Annotated in this window: 17 protein-coding genes and 1 other RNA gene; 7 read left to right on the forward strand and 11 right to left on the reverse strand. The window is 43.6% G+C overall.

Annotation, left to right across the window (positions count from 1 at the left end; translation table 11 throughout):
• Positions 1 to 452: 452 nt before the first annotated feature.
• The 4 genes from FKQ60_RS03975 to FKQ60_RS03990 are packed head-to-tail and all read right to left on the reverse strand — an operon-like array spanning position 453 to position 3,237.
• Positions 453 to 863: a prepilin-type N-terminal cleavage/methylation domain-containing protein gene (locus FKQ60_RS03975; RefSeq protein ID WP_158138030.1), complete on the reverse strand. Its 411-nt coding sequence runs from the start codon at positions 861 to 863 to the stop codon at positions 453 to 455.
• A complete protein-coding gene (locus tag FKQ60_RS03980; protein ID WP_170906042.1) occupies positions 853 to 2,145 on the reverse strand; it encodes a hypothetical protein in 1,293 nt (430 codons plus the stop codon). The genes FKQ60_RS03975 and FKQ60_RS03980 overlap by 11 nt, the downstream gene beginning before the upstream one ends.
• Positions 2,142 to 2,747 carry a hypothetical protein gene (locus FKQ60_RS03985; RefSeq protein ID WP_040904601.1) on the reverse strand — a complete coding sequence of 202 codons (606 nt, stop codon included), beginning with the start codon at positions 2,745 to 2,747 and terminating at the stop codon, positions 2,142 to 2,144. Before FKQ60_RS03985 ends, FKQ60_RS03980 begins: the two co-directional genes overlap by 4 nt.
• A complete protein-coding gene (locus FKQ60_RS03990) occupies positions 2,728 to 3,237 on the reverse strand; it encodes a GspH/FimT family pseudopilin (protein WP_040904604.1) in 510 nt (169 codons plus the stop codon). The genes FKQ60_RS03985 and FKQ60_RS03990 overlap by 20 nt, the downstream gene beginning before the upstream one ends.
• 97 nt (positions 3,238 to 3,334) lie before the next feature.
• On the opposite strand from FKQ60_RS03990, the gene FKQ60_RS03995 reads away from it, so the two are divergent.
• Positions 3,335 to 3,784, forward strand: coding sequence for a type IV pilin protein (locus FKQ60_RS03995; RefSeq protein ID WP_170905330.1), 450 nt, complete (start codon positions 3,335 to 3,337; stop codon positions 3,782 to 3,784).
• Positions 3,785 to 3,821: 37 nt separating this feature from the next.
• Here FKQ60_RS03995 and FKQ60_RS04000 read toward each other — a convergent pair whose 3' ends face one another.
• The 5 genes from FKQ60_RS04000 to grpE all read right to left on the reverse strand — a co-directional run bounded on the left by FKQ60_RS04000 (position 3,822) and on the right by grpE (position 10,306).
• The gene (locus FKQ60_RS04000) at positions 3,822 to 4,442 is read right to left on the reverse strand and encodes a LysE family translocator (protein ID WP_004395779.1); all 621 of its coding nucleotides are present in this window, start codon (positions 4,440 to 4,442) and stop codon (positions 3,822 to 3,824) included.
• A 141-nt stretch (positions 4,443 to 4,583) separates the two neighbouring features.
• Positions 4,584 to 5,870: a DEAD/DEAH box helicase gene (locus tag FKQ60_RS04005; protein WP_158138020.1), complete on the reverse strand. Its 1,287-nt coding sequence runs from the start codon at positions 5,868 to 5,870 to the stop codon at positions 4,584 to 4,586.
• A gap of 269 nt (positions 5,871 to 6,139) precedes the next feature.
• Positions 6,140 to 7,288: a molecular chaperone DnaJ gene (dnaJ, locus tag FKQ60_RS04010; protein WP_154168842.1), complete on the reverse strand. Its 1,149-nt coding sequence runs from the start codon at positions 7,286 to 7,288 to the stop codon at positions 6,140 to 6,142.
• 209 nt (positions 7,289 to 7,497) lie between these two features.
• On the reverse strand, positions 7,498 to 9,402 hold the full coding sequence (gene dnaK / locus FKQ60_RS04015) for a molecular chaperone DnaK (protein ID WP_004395783.1): 1,905 nt from the start codon (positions 9,400 to 9,402) through the stop codon (positions 7,498 to 7,500).
• Between the two features lie 304 nt (positions 9,403 to 9,706).
• Positions 9,707 to 10,306: a nucleotide exchange factor GrpE gene (grpE, locus tag FKQ60_RS04020; RefSeq protein ID WP_004395784.1), complete on the reverse strand. Its 600-nt coding sequence runs from the start codon at positions 10,304 to 10,306 to the stop codon at positions 9,707 to 9,709.
• Between the two features lie 144 nt (positions 10,307 to 10,450).
• On the opposite strand from grpE, the gene nadK reads away from it, so the two are divergent.
• The 3 genes from nadK to bamE all read left to right on the forward strand — a co-directional run bounded on the left by nadK (position 10,451) and on the right by bamE (position 13,627).
• Positions 10,451 to 11,335, forward strand: coding sequence for an NAD(+) kinase (gene nadK / locus FKQ60_RS04025; RefSeq protein WP_154168844.1), 885 nt, complete (start codon positions 10,451 to 10,453; stop codon positions 11,333 to 11,335).
• Positions 11,336 to 11,455: 120 nt separating this feature from the next.
• Positions 11,456 to 13,120 (forward strand): DNA repair protein RecN, encoded by a 1,665-nt coding sequence (recN, locus tag FKQ60_RS04030; RefSeq protein WP_004395786.1) that lies wholly within the window; start codon positions 11,456 to 11,458, stop codon positions 13,118 to 13,120.
• A gap of 147 nt (positions 13,121 to 13,267) precedes the next feature.
• The gene (gene bamE / locus FKQ60_RS04035) at positions 13,268 to 13,627 is read left to right on the forward strand and encodes an outer membrane protein assembly factor BamE (protein ID WP_040904610.1); all 360 of its coding nucleotides are present in this window, start codon (positions 13,268 to 13,270) and stop codon (positions 13,625 to 13,627) included.
• A gap of 139 nt (positions 13,628 to 13,766) precedes the next feature.
• Here the strand turns inward: bamE and FKQ60_RS04040 are convergent, their stop codons facing one another.
• Both FKQ60_RS04040 and FKQ60_RS04045 read right to left on the reverse strand, forming a co-directional pair.
• Complete coding sequence (locus FKQ60_RS04040) at positions 13,767 to 14,090, reverse strand: RnfH family protein (RefSeq protein ID WP_040904612.1); 324 nt, start codon at positions 14,088 to 14,090, stop codon at positions 13,767 to 13,769.
• The gene (locus tag FKQ60_RS04045) at positions 14,087 to 14,521 is read right to left on the reverse strand and encodes an SRPBCC family protein (protein ID WP_004395789.1); all 435 of its coding nucleotides are present in this window, start codon (positions 14,519 to 14,521) and stop codon (positions 14,087 to 14,089) included. The genes FKQ60_RS04040 and FKQ60_RS04045 overlap by 4 nt, the downstream gene beginning before the upstream one ends.
• Before the next feature lie 281 nt (positions 14,522 to 14,802).
• Between FKQ60_RS04045 and smpB the strand changes: the two genes are divergently transcribed.
• The 3 genes from smpB (at position 14,803) to FKQ60_RS04060 (ending at position 17,134) form a co-directional block, all read left to right on the forward strand.
• Positions 14,803 to 15,288 carry an SsrA-binding protein SmpB gene (smpB, locus tag FKQ60_RS04050; protein ID WP_004395790.1) on the forward strand — a complete coding sequence of 162 codons (486 nt, stop codon included), beginning with the start codon at positions 14,803 to 14,805 and terminating at the stop codon, positions 15,286 to 15,288.
• Positions 15,289 to 15,356: 68 nt separating this feature from the next.
• Positions 15,357 to 15,724, forward strand: a transfer-messenger RNA (tmRNA) gene (ssrA, locus tag FKQ60_RS04055).
• A gap of 165 nt (positions 15,725 to 15,889) precedes the next feature.
• Positions 15,890 to 17,134, forward strand: a complete 1,245-nt coding sequence (locus tag FKQ60_RS04060; protein ID WP_170906074.1) for an integrase domain-containing protein — start codon at positions 15,890 to 15,892, stop codon at positions 17,132 to 17,134.
• Positions 17,135 to 17,190 lie beyond the last annotated feature (56 nt).

A 17,190-nucleotide genomic window follows, 5' to 3' on the forward strand; every position in this document is an offset into this window, starting at 1 on the left:
TTAATTAGAGTCACAGTGTGCATTTTGATAGATTGATCTTATTGACGTCATCCTATCGATATCTGCGCTCAATTATTGTGAGTCATAGCCCATGATGAGATTCTATAAAACAAGCCAAGGCGAAGCACAAAATTCCAAACCAACTGAAACATCCAGAGACACTTTGCCCAACCTTGCTATATCAAAGCAACATTGCATCAACAAACTACCCACAACACTCTTTACAATTGAGTGATCAACCTATAAAGCTCGCGATAAATCGTAACGTCGATACCCAAACGACTTGGAGTTGCAGGTAGGCGGCAAGTGAGTGAATCCCCATGAGGATAGGCAAACTATGCAATTGGGGTGAAAAAACGTAGTAGCCAACACCGCTGCAGCTTCAAGTAAGAAGGGTAGATAATGTAAAAATATATTGATTGGATCTCTATAAACCCGAAGCAATAAAACCTCTAATCAAACTCGCTGTGTTGGGAAATCATCGTTTTGAGTTGGACAGATTGATCTTTTCCATATCGGTCTTTCCAAGTGGCTTGAACAACGATGGTTTTTAATGCACCGGACAACTGGGTTGAAGGTACGCTCCATTGCAACAGGTAGAGAGGATGACGACTATCCTCACCATCAACAAAGTCATGAGGATAACTCGCAACTAAACTCGCCGTCGCGGCTGAAGCACCGCGGGTGCGAAACCATTCTAATTTTTGCTCAGCAAGGTTGAGTGCAGTAATGCTGTGCTGCGCAAAATCTGCACGCTGCTCAACAAAGGTTTGTAACTTAACCAAACTTAACGCACCAACGCCGATGAGCACAAAAGCAATCATCACTTCAATCAGGCTAAAGCCTCTTTGTTTAATAACCATGCCAGCTCCCCTGTTGTAATGAAATGGTTTGCGAACGCTGATGTGACTCCTTATTCGATTGGAACTGTAAATTAAGCGCCCCATTAATTACCACATCCATACCATCGGCATCAAATACCATCCCTCCTTTGGGATGGAACGCACCACGATCAAGATAGACAGTCGTTTTGTTATCCCTTAATAAATGCTCTATAGCTTTGTAAAACGGTGCTTGTTCCCAAATATTCGACAACATCTCTGGATTAGTAAACTTAGGCAAAGAAGTATCAATCATATGGAAAAATGCGCCACCGAATACATTAGCTCCAGAAGTGGCAAATAAACCGTTTTCTACCACTAAAGAGCGACCGCTAGGAGCATCAAAAGAGCCGTTGATAAAGCAGTCTCCTTTTAACCAAACTTTCTCATGCTTATCCATAACAAATGCCTGATGCAATTTCTTAGCACAGTCTTTAGATTCTGTGCCATTGAGTGTAATAACATGATGCTGACTTTTTACTTTGTGATAATTTTCTGTGCTATAGGCAAGGCCGAAGTACGACTCAAACGGCTTAAATTTAGTATCTTGCACAAAATCGGCTTTAAATTCTGATGAGTCTTGAGTATTAAAATCTTTACCTTGACCACGGGGTATTGAGGTTTTACTCTCTGCTTTACACTTCAACTCCGAGTTATTCTCAGCGAGAGCATCTAATACTCTTAAGCCATTTTCCGGTTTTGGTTTCTTCGGTTCTGATTCAGTTTCCGTTGATTGTTGGGAACTAGCTTCAGAATGAAATACAACTTGATACTTATAACGCACCGCAACACAGTCATAAAAGCCGTTTTCATCAGCCTCTCCTACCGCTTCTGGTCGAATATCAAAATCCCCCACTAGGCGCAGATTAGCATTGGTTTGAATTGCGCCAGTGCCTGTCGTGTATGAATAAATCTGCTTATTCACCTGTGCGTATCCTTGACGTGCATAGATACGATACACGCTATTTTCTAATGGTATGAGTTGCAATTCATCGAGCTGAAGTTGCTGTTTACAATGATTGGCTTCACCGGAAACTTGTTTTGATAAACCAGTAATTCTAGTCGGGTCTTGTGCGATATAAGCATACAAACATTCAACGCCGCCTTCGGCTAACCAATAACTTTGCCGAGCACTCACTTCATTTTGCGCTCGCTTAATTTGATAAAACAAATTTTTATACGAGCCAAGGGTTATCACTAAGGTAATCGAGAGTAATACCGCCGTGATCAGTAATGTCGCGATGCCTTGTTGATGACGCTTCATGATTGCCAATTCCTTTGCGTAATGTGCAATTGCATCGAATGGGCCACCGCAGGGTTAGCGACTAAAGAAGCACTAACATCAATCGAAATGACTGCACTTTGTACCGCCTGACCGTTAATAGGGAAACGCTTGACTGAAAATTGGGTCACTCGCACCTGCTTAGGATCAAATAAGTTAAAACAACGAGTCATACTCGCCGTAGACTGGGGGATCAGATAATTAGCCTGACAATACTTCAAACTACTCGAATCTAAGCGATATAGAGTATGGCTAAATTTTTCTGCTGAATGATTGTGGATATAATAGACATAACCTATCGAGTGATCTGTCACCGATATGAGATCGGGCTTATCGATAAACTGCAGTGAATAACTGTCTAAATAATTATATCCAGCACGCAGCACATCGCGTTTCAATTGGTGCATCACCATGCTCATTTGTTGCTGAAGCATAATTTCCTGACTACGCTGCAACGCTACGCGCTGATTAGAGATAAAGACACTACCTATAATCGCTAAAGCCATCACACCAACTAAACTGGCAATCATAAACTCAATCAAGCTCGCTCCAATTTGCTGGTGTTTAGCAACTGGAAAAGCCATATTGGTCTCCTTCTATGGTGCACACTTTTATTCGTCCGGCACGATTGTGCAAAATGACCCGAATCCCTTGGCTATCTTCAACGTGTGCTTTGATGGTGATACTGCCATTTTGAGTCGGATTACCCATGACATGATCAAATCTCACCGAGTTAATGGAGCTGGTATGGTTTACCGATAAATTACGGTATCGGGCGCCACTAAAAACTGAAATGTTCGATTCTTCATTGCTTGGCAATAAAGCGTCTGAAGAAAGCCGCAATTGCCACTCTCCCGTACTTGATGGCATTCCTTCAATATGAACCCAAAGCCCTTGATTACGAAACACCGCCTCAGATTTGGCTTGCATAAAAAAGCCATGTAAATCATTGGCCAGTGCCGTCATTTTAATTTGCTGATTTACCTGACGATAACTCGGCGCAGCAAAGGCAAGCATCAGCGTCACAATACTGACCGTAATTAACAGTTCTAAAAGAGTAAAGCCGCGAACCATTTCCCAAAATCCTTTGCAAACATAGAGATAGTCGTAAATCAACTTGCCTCGATATTAACAGTAATCAACACTAGGCAAGGATTGGTTAACAGAACGAATGGACATGATTCGAATAAATAAATGCAATGAATTGCACAAAAAGATGGGCGGCATGACACTGATCGAATTAATGATTGCCGTGGTGATCGTCGGTGTGCTGGCAAGTATTGCTTACCCAACTTACAGCCACTATGTGAAAGAGGGGCATCGTCGCCAAGTAATGGCTGATATGGCCAAAATACAACTCTATTTAGAAGAGAATTATCGCCATAGTGAGGGCTATCCTATAGACGAAATATTTGACAACAATAGCGTATGTTCATTTTGTGACTACGATAATGAACGATTTGAACTTACCATTAAATCTATTAATGATAACAGGCAATACACCATCATCGCTAAGCCACTGCTACAAAGAGGACAAAACACCGATACCTGTCGCGGAAAACAATATGATCAATTAGAACTGAAAAGTAATGGTGAAGCGCTGCCTCGGGCATGCTGGTAAATGAGACGAGCCAAGCGTAGATCAGCTATAGCAAAGATTACCCCAACAAAAGCCAGACTGCGACTGCGAGCATTAGCGTTGCCGAAATCCGGTTCATCAAGCGAACGTTATTGGTATGACCTAAAGCACGTTTCAAGCCTTTACCGCCCGTTGCGTAAATCGTCATACAGACAAACTCCGAAATCATGATGATTGAAATCAACCAGAACAATTGTGGTGCAATCGGAGCTTGGCTATTAATAAAAGGCGGCAATAGCGCAATCATAAATGCCCACCCTTTGGGATTAGCAATCGCAGTGACAAAGCCTTGGACAATCAAATCCCAATCTTTACGAACAATAGGGGTTTCAACATTTTGATTCAACGCTAATTTACCTTTTGAGCGCCACATTTGAACCCCGATATAACCAAGATATGCCGCACCCAATGTTTTAAATACCGCAAATAACCAAGGATAATTGAGCATAACGGATGCCATCCCCAATACTGCCGCCATCGCCACCACAGCAACACCAATCAGTTCACCGAACATCATCCATAAAGTACGTCGATAACCAATGCTCATCCCCAAGCTCAGTGCTAATGTCATACACATACCAGGGGTGATAGAGACAAAAAAGAACGTCGGCACAAAGGCCAAAAGTAGCGCACTCGTCATGATCGATCCAAATGAAAAAGAGAGAGTTAGAAAAGAGAAACCACAGCGTGGTATTGACCCCTTAATCTACCGCAGTTGTCTTGCGTATTTCAAGTAACAAAAAAGCTACCTAAAGTAGCTTTTTTATCAATCATGGTACGATTACTTGTTGCGGTTTTTTAAACGGTTCATCATTGATAAACGACGTTCAGCAGAAGCTTGATCTGGCTTGTCTTCATTAGGGTTGTTACGACGGCCTTGACGATCTTTAAAAGCCGCTTTGGTGTGCAATTTTTCAAGGTAAGCATCGCGTTTTTTCGGCTCATACCCAGGCTGTTCGACACGGCGAATGCGTTGCTGGATAAGATTCTCAACCTGAATTAACGTTAACTCTTCTTCACGACTGACAAACGATACTGCATGACCTTGCTTACCCGCTCGGCCAGTACGACCGATGCGATGCACGTAATCCTCTGCTAAAAAAGGCATATCATAGTTAATGACATGAGGCAGATCGACAATATCGAGCCCACGCGCAGCAACATCCGTAGCGACCATCACACGGGCTTTGCCCTCTTTAAATTCATCCAATGCACGGCGACGGGCACTTTGTCCTTTATCACCATGACAGATCACGGCTTTAATGCCATCTAATTTGAGCTCTTTAACCACTTGATTGGCGGTTTCTTTGTAATTCACAAACACCAAAACTTGCTGCCAGTTTTTACGGCCTATTAACTCAGAAAGTAATTCGGTTTTACGTTCTTGATCAACAGGGTAAACCACATGCGCAACCGTACTTGCTGTCGTATTAACACGATCGGCATTAATCCGTTTAGGCTTGCGTAAAATATCACCCGCTAATTGATTGAGCTGAGCAGACGTCGTCGCTGAGAACATCATGATTTGTGGTGACGTTTCAACTTCCAGCATGATCTTACGTACCGGATTAATAAATCCCATGTCTAAAATACGATCCGCTTCATCAAAAACTAAAAACTCTAAATTGGCCAGCGAGACATTACCTTCACTTAAATGCTCTTCTAAACGGCCTGGTGTTGCCACTAAAATATCAACCCCACTCTCGAGCTGACGCACTTGCGAAGACATTTTATTGCCACCGTAAACGGCGGTAACACTCAGCGAAGTATATTTAACGTAGTCTTTAATATTTTGGGCAATTTGAGCGGCTAATTCACGAGTTGGCGCTAAGATCAACGCTCGCGCGGTATGCGGAGAAGGTTTTTTACCACTATCTAATAAGCGTTGGATAACCGGTAATGAAAACGCGGCTGTTTTGCCTGTTCCGGTTTGTGCCGTTGCAAAAATATCATGCCCTTTGCGAGCCTCGGGGATCGCTTGTTGCTGAATCGGGGTTAATTTTTCATAACCACATTCTGTTAGCGCTTTAACCAATTCAGGGGCAAAACCTTGAGATAAAAATGACATTTAACGGGTTCCTTAAACAGACAGCCGATGATTCTTGATATTAGCCGAGCACTATAGCGGATTTAGGGTGATTTATCTCACATTTATCGTAACTACGGATAAATTCTCTTCTTGTTACCAACAAGCATAGTCTCAATGTCTAAAGTAATAGGTTGGAAAACCGAAGTGAACGAATCCCGATAACGATAGAGGACCGTGTGACATAGCTCAGAAAGGGAGTTAAGGCTGGAAATCCATCTTTCCAGCCTTATTACATAAAATAGCGCTAGTTAACTGGTCAAATCGTCAAAAAACTTTTTAACACCGTTGAAAAAGCCCTCTGATTTCGGTTTATGCTTATTTGCCGCATCTCCACCACAAGAGTCTTCAAGCTCACGGAGTAACTCTTTTTGACGAGCACTGAGTTTAACCGGCGTTTCCACCACCAATTTGACAATTAAATCACCGATGGCACCACCACGAACACTCTTTACACCTTTACCACGCATGCGGAACATACGTCCAGTTTGAGTTTCTTCTGGTACTTTGAGATTCACTCGCCCATCGAGTGTCGGCACTTCAACTTCACCACCTAAAGCAGCCATAGCAAAACTCACCGGGACTTCACAGTACAAGTTATTACCATCACGCTCAAAAATGTGATGTTCTTTAACATGAACTTGTACGTATAAATCCCCGGCTGGTGCGCCCATATCTCCCGCTTCACCTTCGTTAGCTAAACGGATGCGATCCCCAGTGTCCACTCCCGCAGGAATTTTGACGTTAAGGGTTTTGGTCTTCTGCTTGCGACCTTGACCATGACACACATTACAAGGATCTTTAATGATTTTGCCTTTACCATGACAGGTAGGACAGGTCTGCTGAACAGCAAAGAAGCCTTGACGCATCTGCACTTGTCCGTGACCATGACACGTTCCACAGGTTTGAGCTGAGGTTCCTTTCTTGGCACCGGATCCATCACATGAGTCACAATGAACCAGAGTTGGGATCTCAATCTCTTTACTGCAGCCACGAACCGCTTCTTCTAAGGTCAACTCCATATTGTAACGCAGATCTGCGCCACGCTGTGGACGAGGAGCACCACCGCCACGGCGACCACCGCCAAAAATATCACCGAAGACATCGCCGAAGATATCTCCAAAATCGGCACCGCCACCACTAAAACCGCCGCCGCCAAAGCCACCAGCGCCTTGTTCAAAAGCTCGATGACCATATTGATCATAGGCCGCTTTCTTTTGCGGATCAGTTAGAATTTCGTACGCTTCTTTTACTTCTTTAAACTTATCCGCAGCACTGGCATCACCCGGATTGCGATCGGGGTGGAATTTCATTGCTAGGCGCTTATAGGCCTTTTTAATATCGCGCTCTGAGGCATCACGGCTAACGCCTAATACTTCGTAAAAATCACGTTTTGACATGTTTTAAATCACCAATTATTACTACCAACGGGTTCACCGCTCGGTGTTTGTATCAATATAGATAAAGGTGCTAAGGGTATCATTGATGGTTCCCTTATCTTTATAGACACGGATATCACCACAAATTTACGGGCGTTAGAGTTCCCCCAAACGCCCGCAATCAGACCGTTTCAGACTCTCGGTAGACAAGGCTACCGAGTCAAGAACGCTTATTTCTTGTCGTCTTTCACTTCTTCAAACTCAGCATCCACAACATCGTCTTGTGTAGATTGCTGTTCAGCGCCCGCATTTTGTGCTTGAGCCTGTTGCTGAGCAATTTCCATTAGTTTTTGAGCAGCAGCCATCAGCGCTTGAACTTTCGCATCGATCTCGGCTTTATCTTCGCCTTTCTTCGCTGTTTCTAGCTCATTAATTGCCGCTTCAATTTTCTCTTTTTCATCAGCAGGTAGCGCATCACCCGCTTCTTCCACTTGCTTACGCGTTGCGTGGATCATTTGGTCAGCTTGGTTACGAGTGGTTGCCAACTCTTCAAACTTCTTATCTGCTTCTTTGTTTGCTTCCGCTTCTTGAACCATTTTCTCGATTTCAGCTTCGCTCAAACCACCAGACGCTTGGATAGTGATGTTTTGCTCTTTACCGGTTTGCTTATCTTTAGCAGAGACATGCAAGATACCGTCAGCATCCAAATCGAAAGTCACTTCAATTTGTGGCATACCACGTGGCGCAGCATTAATGCCTTCTAGGTTGAATTGACCTAGCGACTTGTTATACATCGCTTGCTTACGCTCACCTTGTAGAACATGAATCGTTACTGCACTTTGGTTATCTTCTGCTGTTGAGAATACTTGATTCGCTTTAGTTGGAATGGTCGTATTTTTCTCAATCAACTTAGTCATTACGCCACCCATAGTCTCAATACCAAGAGACAGAGGGGTTACGTCAAGCAGTAGAACGTCTTTCACTTCACCAGCAAGAACACCGCCTTGAACTGCAGCACCAACAGCTACCGCTTCATCTGGGTTAACGTCTTTACGAGCTTCTTTACCAAAGAATTCAGCCACTTTCTTCTGAACCATTGGCATACGTGTTTGACCACCTACTAAGATAACATCGGTAATGTCTTTTACTGACAAATCCGCATCCGCAAGTGCAACTTTTAATGGCTCAAGAGAGCGTTGTACCAAGTCTTCCACTAATGACTCAAGTTTCGCACGAGTCACTTTAATGTTCATGTGTTTAGGACCTGTCGCATCAGCCGTAATGTAAGGCAGATTAACGTCAGTTTGCTGAGCAGAAGACAGTTCGATTTTCGCTTTTTCTGCCGCTTCTTTCAAACGCTGCATCGCGAGTGGATCGCTTTTCAGGTTGATGCCTTGCTCTTTCTTGAACTCATCCACCAAGTAGTTGATCATACGGTTATCGAAGTCTTCACCACCAAGGTGGGTATCACCGTTGGTTGCTAATACTTCAAAGGTTTTCTCGCCTTCAACTTCGTCAATTTCGATGATAGAAATATCGAAAGTACCACCACCGAGGTCATAAACCGCGATAACGCGATCGCCACCTTGCTTATCTAGACCATACGCGAGAGCCGCTGCGGTTGGTTCGTTAATGATACGTTTAACTTCTAGACCCGCAATACGGCCAGCGTCTTTAGTCGCTTGACGTTGTGCATCGTTAAAATAAGCAGGTACAGTAATGACAGCGCCAGTGACTTTCTCACCAAGAAAGTCTTCCGCTGTTTTCTTCATTTTTTTCAGAACTTCAGCAGAGACTTGTGGTGCCGCCATTTTTTGGCCACGAGCTTCAACCCACGCATCGCCATTATCAGCACGGACAATTTTATAAGGCATGATTTCAATATCACGCTGAACTTCTTCATCTTCAAAACGGCGACCGATCAGACGCTTGATTGCAAATAGCGTATTTTCAGGGTTGGTTACCGCTTGACGTTTGGCTGGCTGACCAACCAAGGTTTCACCATCTGTGTAAGCAATAACAGAAGGGGTTGTACGCTCGCCCTCTGCGTTTTCAATCACACGAGGTTTGTTACCGTCTAATACAGCAACACATGAGTTTGTCGTACCTAAGTCAATACCAATGATTCTACCCATCAGGCTATCTCCAAAATAATTCTATGTTCGTTTTTTGCTATACCCCTTATGTGGGGGTGGAGAATCGGGATTCAACCCCGATCACAAACAAAAACGTGAATGTTTGCTTCTCTTATGCCCCATAGATAAGGGCGAGCCCATGCATTTCAAGGGGGAATAGTAAAAAAATCTAATTTTTAATGACGATATACCGAGTTATCTGCCATAGCGTCGACAACTGGGTATAACCCCACACTCTAAAAACAAGAAGCGAAGCCTAACTGACTTCGCTTCAACAACAATAACCCGTTGTTAATCAACGACGTTATTTAGCAACCATCACCATCGCCGGACGAACAACGCGACCGTTGAGTTCATAACCTTTCTGCATCACAAACATCACGGTATTCGATGCATGATCAGCGCTCTCTTGAATCGACATCGCTTGATGGAACTCAGGATTAAAGGTTTCACCTTCAGGATTAATGACCGACACGCCAAATTTCGTCACCGCATCGACAAAACTCTTATGCGTTAGCTCAACCCCTTCAAGGAAAGGTTTAATCACCTCGTTTTCACAATCTGCCGCGTCAATCGCGCGCTCAATATTATCCAGCACCGGCAGTAACTCTTCGACAAAACGGCCAAGAGCATACTTGCGCGCTTTATCGACTTCTTGCTCGGAGCGACGGCGCATGTTCTCGACATCAGCCAAGGCACGCAGCATCGCTTCATGATTTTCCTTAGCGCGAGCTTCACTGGCCAGTAACGCCGCTTCTAATTGAGCAATTTTCGTTTCTTGGCCTTCTTCTGAGTCAACCTCGTGGTTCCAATCAATATCGGCATCGGTTCCCACAACGTCAGCTTCGGTTTCTACTGCTTGTTGCAGTTCTTCTTCTTGGATTTTTTTCTCTTCTTGGCTCATGATCTCTCCAGAATTCCTATCAAGATTGTGCAAAAGAACCACATTATCTTGGTTTCTTGACACAAACATTCGCATAAAAGCGTCACTTGCCCTTATTATGGGGATGAAGAATTCTGATTCAAGCCCAATTCAGTTGGAAAACGTATGAAAAATCCATTTACAGTGATCGCGATCATAGGTAAACCAAGAAATAAACAAGCAATTCAGACACATAACGAACTGTACGCTTGGCTCACCTCGATGGGAAAGTCAGTACTGATTGATGATCGTTTGCGTGAAATTTTAACCGATATCCCTAGCGAGCATTTTGCCAGCTTAGTAGAACTTGGCAAGGTGGCTGATTTAGCCATCGTGGTCGGAGGAGATGGCAACATGCTTGGTGCCGCGCGCGTGCTATCACGTTTTGATATATCGGTGATTGGGGTCAACCGTGGCAACCTTGGTTTTTTAACCGATCTCAATCCGGATGACTTTGAAGAGCAATTAACGGCCGTATTAGCTGGCGATTATATTGAAGAAACCCGTTTTCTACTCGAAGCAGAAATTCATCGTCATGGCCAAGTAAAAAGCCATAATGCAGCGCTCAATGAAGCGGTCCTGCACCCTGGAAAAATCGCACATATGATCGAGTTTGAGGTGTATATCGATGATAACTTCGCCTTTTCACAGCGTTCTGATGGCTTAATTGTCTCAACGCCCACTGGGTCAACCGCTTATTCATTATCAGGGGGCGGACCGATTTTATCGCCCAGTTTAAATGCGATTACTTTAGTCCCCATGTTTCCACATACCTTATCCTGTCGCCCTTTGGTGGTTGATGGCAATCGACGCATTAAGTTAGTTGTATCACCAGATAACCGAGGGATTCAAGAAGTCAGCTGCGACGGGCAGGTTTCGTTGCCTGTTTCACCCGGTGATGAAGTCCATATTTACCAAAGCCCAAATGTACTCAGGCTGATTCACCCCAAAGATTACAGCTATTATCGTGTATTACGTAATAAATTAGGCTGGTCAAGTAAGTTGTTTTAATGTTTACCACTGACCAGCCGTGATCTGAGTTAAATTTTTCCTCCTGGACAACTTTACTGTATAAAGAAACAGTATATACTGTTGCTATATACAGTATTGTTTAATTATACAGGTGCACAAATGCTGGCTCATCTTAGTGTAAATAATTTTGCGATTGTAAAATCACTGCAACTTGAACTGTCTAAAGGTATGACCACCATCACCGGTGAAACGGGTGCGGGTAAATCCATTGCGATTGATGCTCTCAGTTTATGCTTAGGAGGGCGAGCCGAAGCCAGCATGGTGCGTCAAGATGAAGAAAAGACGGAAGTCAGCGCCGCTTTTATTCTTGATAACAATTTGCACGCCACACGATGGTTAGAAGACAATGATTTACTGGATGGTAAAGAGTGCATTTTGCGTAGAATCATCAGTAAAGATGGGCGTTCAAGGGCCTTTATTAACGGCAGTCCAGTCCCTCTTTCGCAACTAAAATCGCTAGGCCAACTGCTGATCAATATTCACGGTCAACACGCCCATCAGCAACTGATGAAACCCGAATTGCAACTGGCTATGCTCGATCAATATGCCGGACATCTTGATCTACTCAAGCAAACTCGACTGGCCTACCAACAGTGGCGTCAAGTTAACCACCATTTAAAACAGTTACGTGAAAACAGCCAACAGAACCAAGCTCAATTACAGCTTCTTGAATATCAAATCAAAGAACTCAATGAACTGGCGCTAGGTGAAGAAGAATTCATCGAATTAGAACAAGAGCATAAACGATTATCCAACAGTGGCGATCTGGCTATTAACTGCCAAAAAGCGATTAACTTACTGTATGAAAGTGAAGAAGTGAATGCGTTGAACTTATTGCAGACCGTCAGCCATACCTTGATTGAACTGGCCGAAATGGACGCTCAGTTGAACACGCTGCCGACTATGCTCAACGAAGCCATGATTCAACTTGAAGAAACCAACAACGAGTTACGCGCCTATTTGGATCACATTGATGTTGACCCAGAACGCATGTCTTACGTTGAGGAGCGTTACTCTCGGGTGCTCTCGCTCGCCCGTAAGCACCATGTTCTGCCAGAAGAATTGTATCAACATCATCAAGCACTTTTACAGCAAATTGCCTTGCTCGATTGCTCCGAAGAAAAAATTCAAGAACTGGAAAATGACGTCGCTGTCCACTACCAAACCTTTGCAAGCTGCGCAGAAAAGCTCCATAAATCACGCAGTCGTTATGCCAAGGAGTTAGATAAGCTGATCAGTCTTAGTATGCATGAACTGAGTATGGAAAAAGCGCAATTCAAAATTGATGTGGTTCAGCATCAAGGGCAACCCTCTCCGCTTGGGTTTGATCATGTAACGTTTTTAGTCTCAACCAATCCAGGACAACCATTACAACCGATTGCCAAAGTTGCCTCTGGAGGTGAGTTATCACGTATCTCGCTAGCGATTCAAGTCATTACCGCTCAAAAAATTGATACTCCGAGCTTAATATTTGATGAAGTCGATGTCGGTATTTCTGGGCCAACCGCTGCGGTGGTTGGAAAAATGCTGCGTAAGTTAGGCGAATCGACCCAAGTCCTTTGTGTTACTCACCTACCTCAGGTCGCTGGTTGTGGTCATCATCAACTGTTTGTTGCCAAACAGACCAAAGGCGGCAAGACCGAAACGCAAATGGTCAAACTCAGTGAAGAACAAAGAATCGCTGAACTCGCTCGCTTACTCGGTGGAAGTCAAATCACACCATCGACTTTAGCGAATGCCAAAGAATTACTGATTGCAGCTTAATAAAAACATTTTTTCTGCTAAGGTTTGCAACCTAATTCAAAATTTGTAGTCTGAACAAGCTCAGAGTGGCGTGAAGTTTTTACTTCTGCTCTGGGCTTGTTTATTATCACCCTAGTTTTGACACTTACCAGTAGTAGAATATTACCTATGCAGTTAACCAAATGGCTTGTTGCCATCCCTCTTGCCGTGACGATGTTATCCGGCTGCTCTGTTTTAGAACGTTTGGTGTATCGTATTGATATAAACCAAGGAAATTACGTTGAGCAACAAGCTGTTGAACAACTCAAATTTGGCATGACCAAAGAACAAGTCCGTTTTGTTTTAGGTTCACCGATGCTGATCGAAAATGGCTTTCCTAATACTTGGTACTACATCTACCATCATACTCCCGGTCACAATCCATCAGTGCAAAAAAACCTAATCGTAAACTTTAATGATGCAGGTCAACTGATTGAACTGTCTGGTGATTTTCAGCCTAGCGACACCTTTTTTGAAACCCTCAATTAAAGCAACTCACTGATGATCTGAAACAGACTGATTACTATACAAAAAGCCCATCCAGTTGTTCATAATCTGGATGGGCTTTTTAGTCGTTAAGGCGAACAATCACTCACCGAGCGATCACAAACCCAACCTCAAACCATGACTAGGCTTTCTTAGTCGCGCTTGAACTGGCTAATTTGGCTTGCTCAGCACGCTTACGGCGAATGTCTTTAGGATCGGCTAACAAAGGACGGTAAATTTCAATTCGGTCATGATCTCGTACCGTCGCATCCAGTTTTACATTACGGCTAAAGACGCCAACTTTGTTTTTACTAAGATCGATCTCTGGGTAAAGACTTAAAATGCCCGATGTTTGAATGATTTCTTCTACCGTCATATGGCGATTGACAACTAACGTCATCACCCGCTGTTCATGAGGCAATGCATAAACCACTTCCACATGAATCCTATCTGACTCAATACTCATAAGGCGTACACCTGCTTCGCTCGTTGGGTAAACGCATTAACCATATTACTGGTCAACTCTGTAAAAATTTTTCCAAAGGCGAGTTCAATCATTTTGCTGGAAAATTCAAACTCTAACTTCAACTCAACCTTACAGGCATGCTCATCCAATGGGGTAAAATACCAACCTCCCCGCAAAGTTTGAAAAGGGCCATCAACCAAATGCATGATGATCGACTCAGCAGGACGCAGCTCATTGGCTGTAGTGAACGTTTTGCTGATCCCCGCTTTAGATACATCGACCGAGGCGATCATTTTATCTGCTGAAGACTCTAAAATGCGTGAGCCAGAACAGCCCGGCAAAAATTCGGGATAGCTCGCCACATCATTGACTAAATGAAACATCTGCTCAGCACTAAACGATACTAAAGCCGAGCGACAGACTTGCTTCATTATTTCCTCTTTTATCTCAGCGATTACGATAGTCCGAATTGTACGTTTATCCCTAGCTCACCTCAAGCTCAGTGCGCTTTCTGACCAAAGTTAACGTTTAGCACCGTCTAAACATGAGCCAATGCCAATCAATGGGGTCAATAAAGCGCAAAATACCGCTCACGACTCGCTTTACTGACAGATTGCACCTTGAACTGCTTGAAGTTACTTAGGGATATCCTTATGCTACAGCAAGAAAAAACATTCCTTAACTTTTAACCAATCCGTAAAATGCATCCACTATGGTAAAGAAAAAATCAACGAAGAAAGCGGGTAGTAGCACTATCGCGCTCAATAAAAAAGCTCGCCATGAATACTTTATCGAAGATGAAGTGGAAGCAGGTTTAGAGCTTCAAGGCTGGGAAGTAAAATCCCTCCGTCAAGGTAAAGCGAATATTGCTGAAAGCTATGTTTTCTTGCGAGACGGCGAAGCCTTTATCTCGGGTATGACGATTACTCCATTACAACAAGCCTCAACTCACGTGGTTGCCAACCCAACTCGTGTTCGAAAATTACTGCTTTCCCGCCGTGAACTCGATAACCTGTTTGGCCGCATTAATCGCGAAGGGATGACGTTAACGGCACTATCGTTATACTGGTCACGCTCTTGGGTCAAAATCAAAGTCGGCGTTTCAAAAGGTAAAAAACTGCACGATAAACGTGATGATCTCAAAGAAAAAGACTGGGCAAGAGAAAAAGCACGTGTGATGAAGAGTTCATTGCGCTAATTGTAACCACTTAACCATTTGATGCTAGACAGAATCTTTGATTCTGGTACTATGCACCAACTACCTCTGGGGCTGATTCTGGATTCGACGGGAATTTTGAAGTCTGAGGTGCATGCCGAGGTGCGGTAGGCCTCGTTAACAAACCGCAAAAAAATAGTCGCAAACGACGAAAACTACGCACTAGCAGCTTAATACCCTGCTGAGAGCCTTTCTGCCCTAGCTTCCGCTCGTAAGACGGGGAATAACAGAGAGTCAAAACCAAACAAGCTCGTGCCGCGTCTCCCTCCTGAGAGACAAAGCATTAAAATAAATTCAGGATAGCCATTAGATAGCGTGTCGGTTCGCAGTTTGACGGTGAAATTAAAGATCGACTAAGCATGTAGTACCAATGATGAATGATTTTCGGACGCGGGTTCAAATCCCGCCAGCTCCACCAATTCATAGTTTAAAGACGTCTCAGGACGTCTTTTTTCTTATCTGCAATAACGCAAAATCAACAACTTAGAGTGTCATGGTTTCTCAGGACGTTTCACTACATCTTTGACTTTTAGTAACCATTGTAGGAACCTTAGTATTATGTTCCTTATTTTTGGTTCCTAACATGCCTAGACAAACGAAACCGCTCACCGCAACAGAAGTCAAAAATGCGAAGCCCAAAGAAAAAGAGTACAGCCTTGTTGACGGCCAAGGTCTAAAACTACGAGTTTTACCAAGTGGCTCTAAACAATGGCAACTCAATTACTACAGACCAACAAATGGCAAACGAGCAAATCTCAACTTAGGACGCTATCCAGATGTTTCTCTTGTACAAGCACGAAAAAGTGCTCTAGAAGCAAGAGAGTTGATCGCACAAAGAATTGATCCTCAGGAACACAAAGAGCAAAAGTTACAGGAACACAAAGCGATTCATGAACATACATTTTTGAATGTGTCTAAAGAATGGTTTGAAATCAAAAAGCACGATATCACTCCTGACTATGCCGTTGATATTTGGCGTTCTCTTGATTTGCACATTTTCCCCTCCCTTGCTGATACACCGGTTAAACAAATTACTGCACCACAAGTCATAGACCTTCTTAAGCCAATAGAGGCCAAGGGTAGCCTAGAAACGGTTAAACGCTTAGTTCAAAGACTGAATGAGGTAATGAACTATTCTGCCAACTGTGGCCTTATCCAAGCCAACCCGTTGACCGGTATTCGTGCGGCTTTCAAAAAGCCCAAGAAAGAAAATATGGCAGCACTAGCACCTGATGAGCTACCAGAGCTCATGGGAGCTATCGCCAATGCCAGTATAATGCGTACTACTCGTTGTTTAATTGAGTGGCAACTTCACACCATGACACGTCCTGCTGAAGCCTCTGGCGCGCGTTGGGACGAAATTGACTGGGAAGAGAAAGTTTGGACGATTCCCGCTGAACGGATGAAAAAAAGAAGAGAACACCGCATCCCGCTCACAGAGCACATGCTGACAATATTAGAAGTAATCAAGCCGATAAGTGGCCATCGTGATTTTATATTTCCTTCAGATCGCGATCCGAAGAAACCATGTAACAGCCAAACGGCAAATATGGCTCTAAAACGTATGGGGTTTGCAGGCAGGCTCGTGAGCCATGGCCTACGTTCCTTAGCAAGTACCACACTTAATGAACAAGGTTTTGATCGCGATTTAATTGAAGCAGCGTTAGCACACGTGGACGATAACCAGGTGCGTAGTGCTTATAACCGAACGGATTACCTAGAACGTCGCCGTCCAATGATGAATTGGTGGAGTGAGCATATTGAGAAGGCATCTCAAGGAAGCCTTTCTGTTACAGGCGCAAAACAACTAAGGGTTGTAAGGAGCTAAAAGACCACATCATTCCACTTACTTATTATTGACTTATAAATAGATAATGCATATCA

It is taken from the genome of Vibrio sp. A11 (assembly GCF_013048705.1).
Taxonomy (GTDB): Bacteria; Pseudomonadota; Gammaproteobacteria; order Enterobacterales; family Vibrionaceae; genus Vibrio; species Vibrio metschnikovii.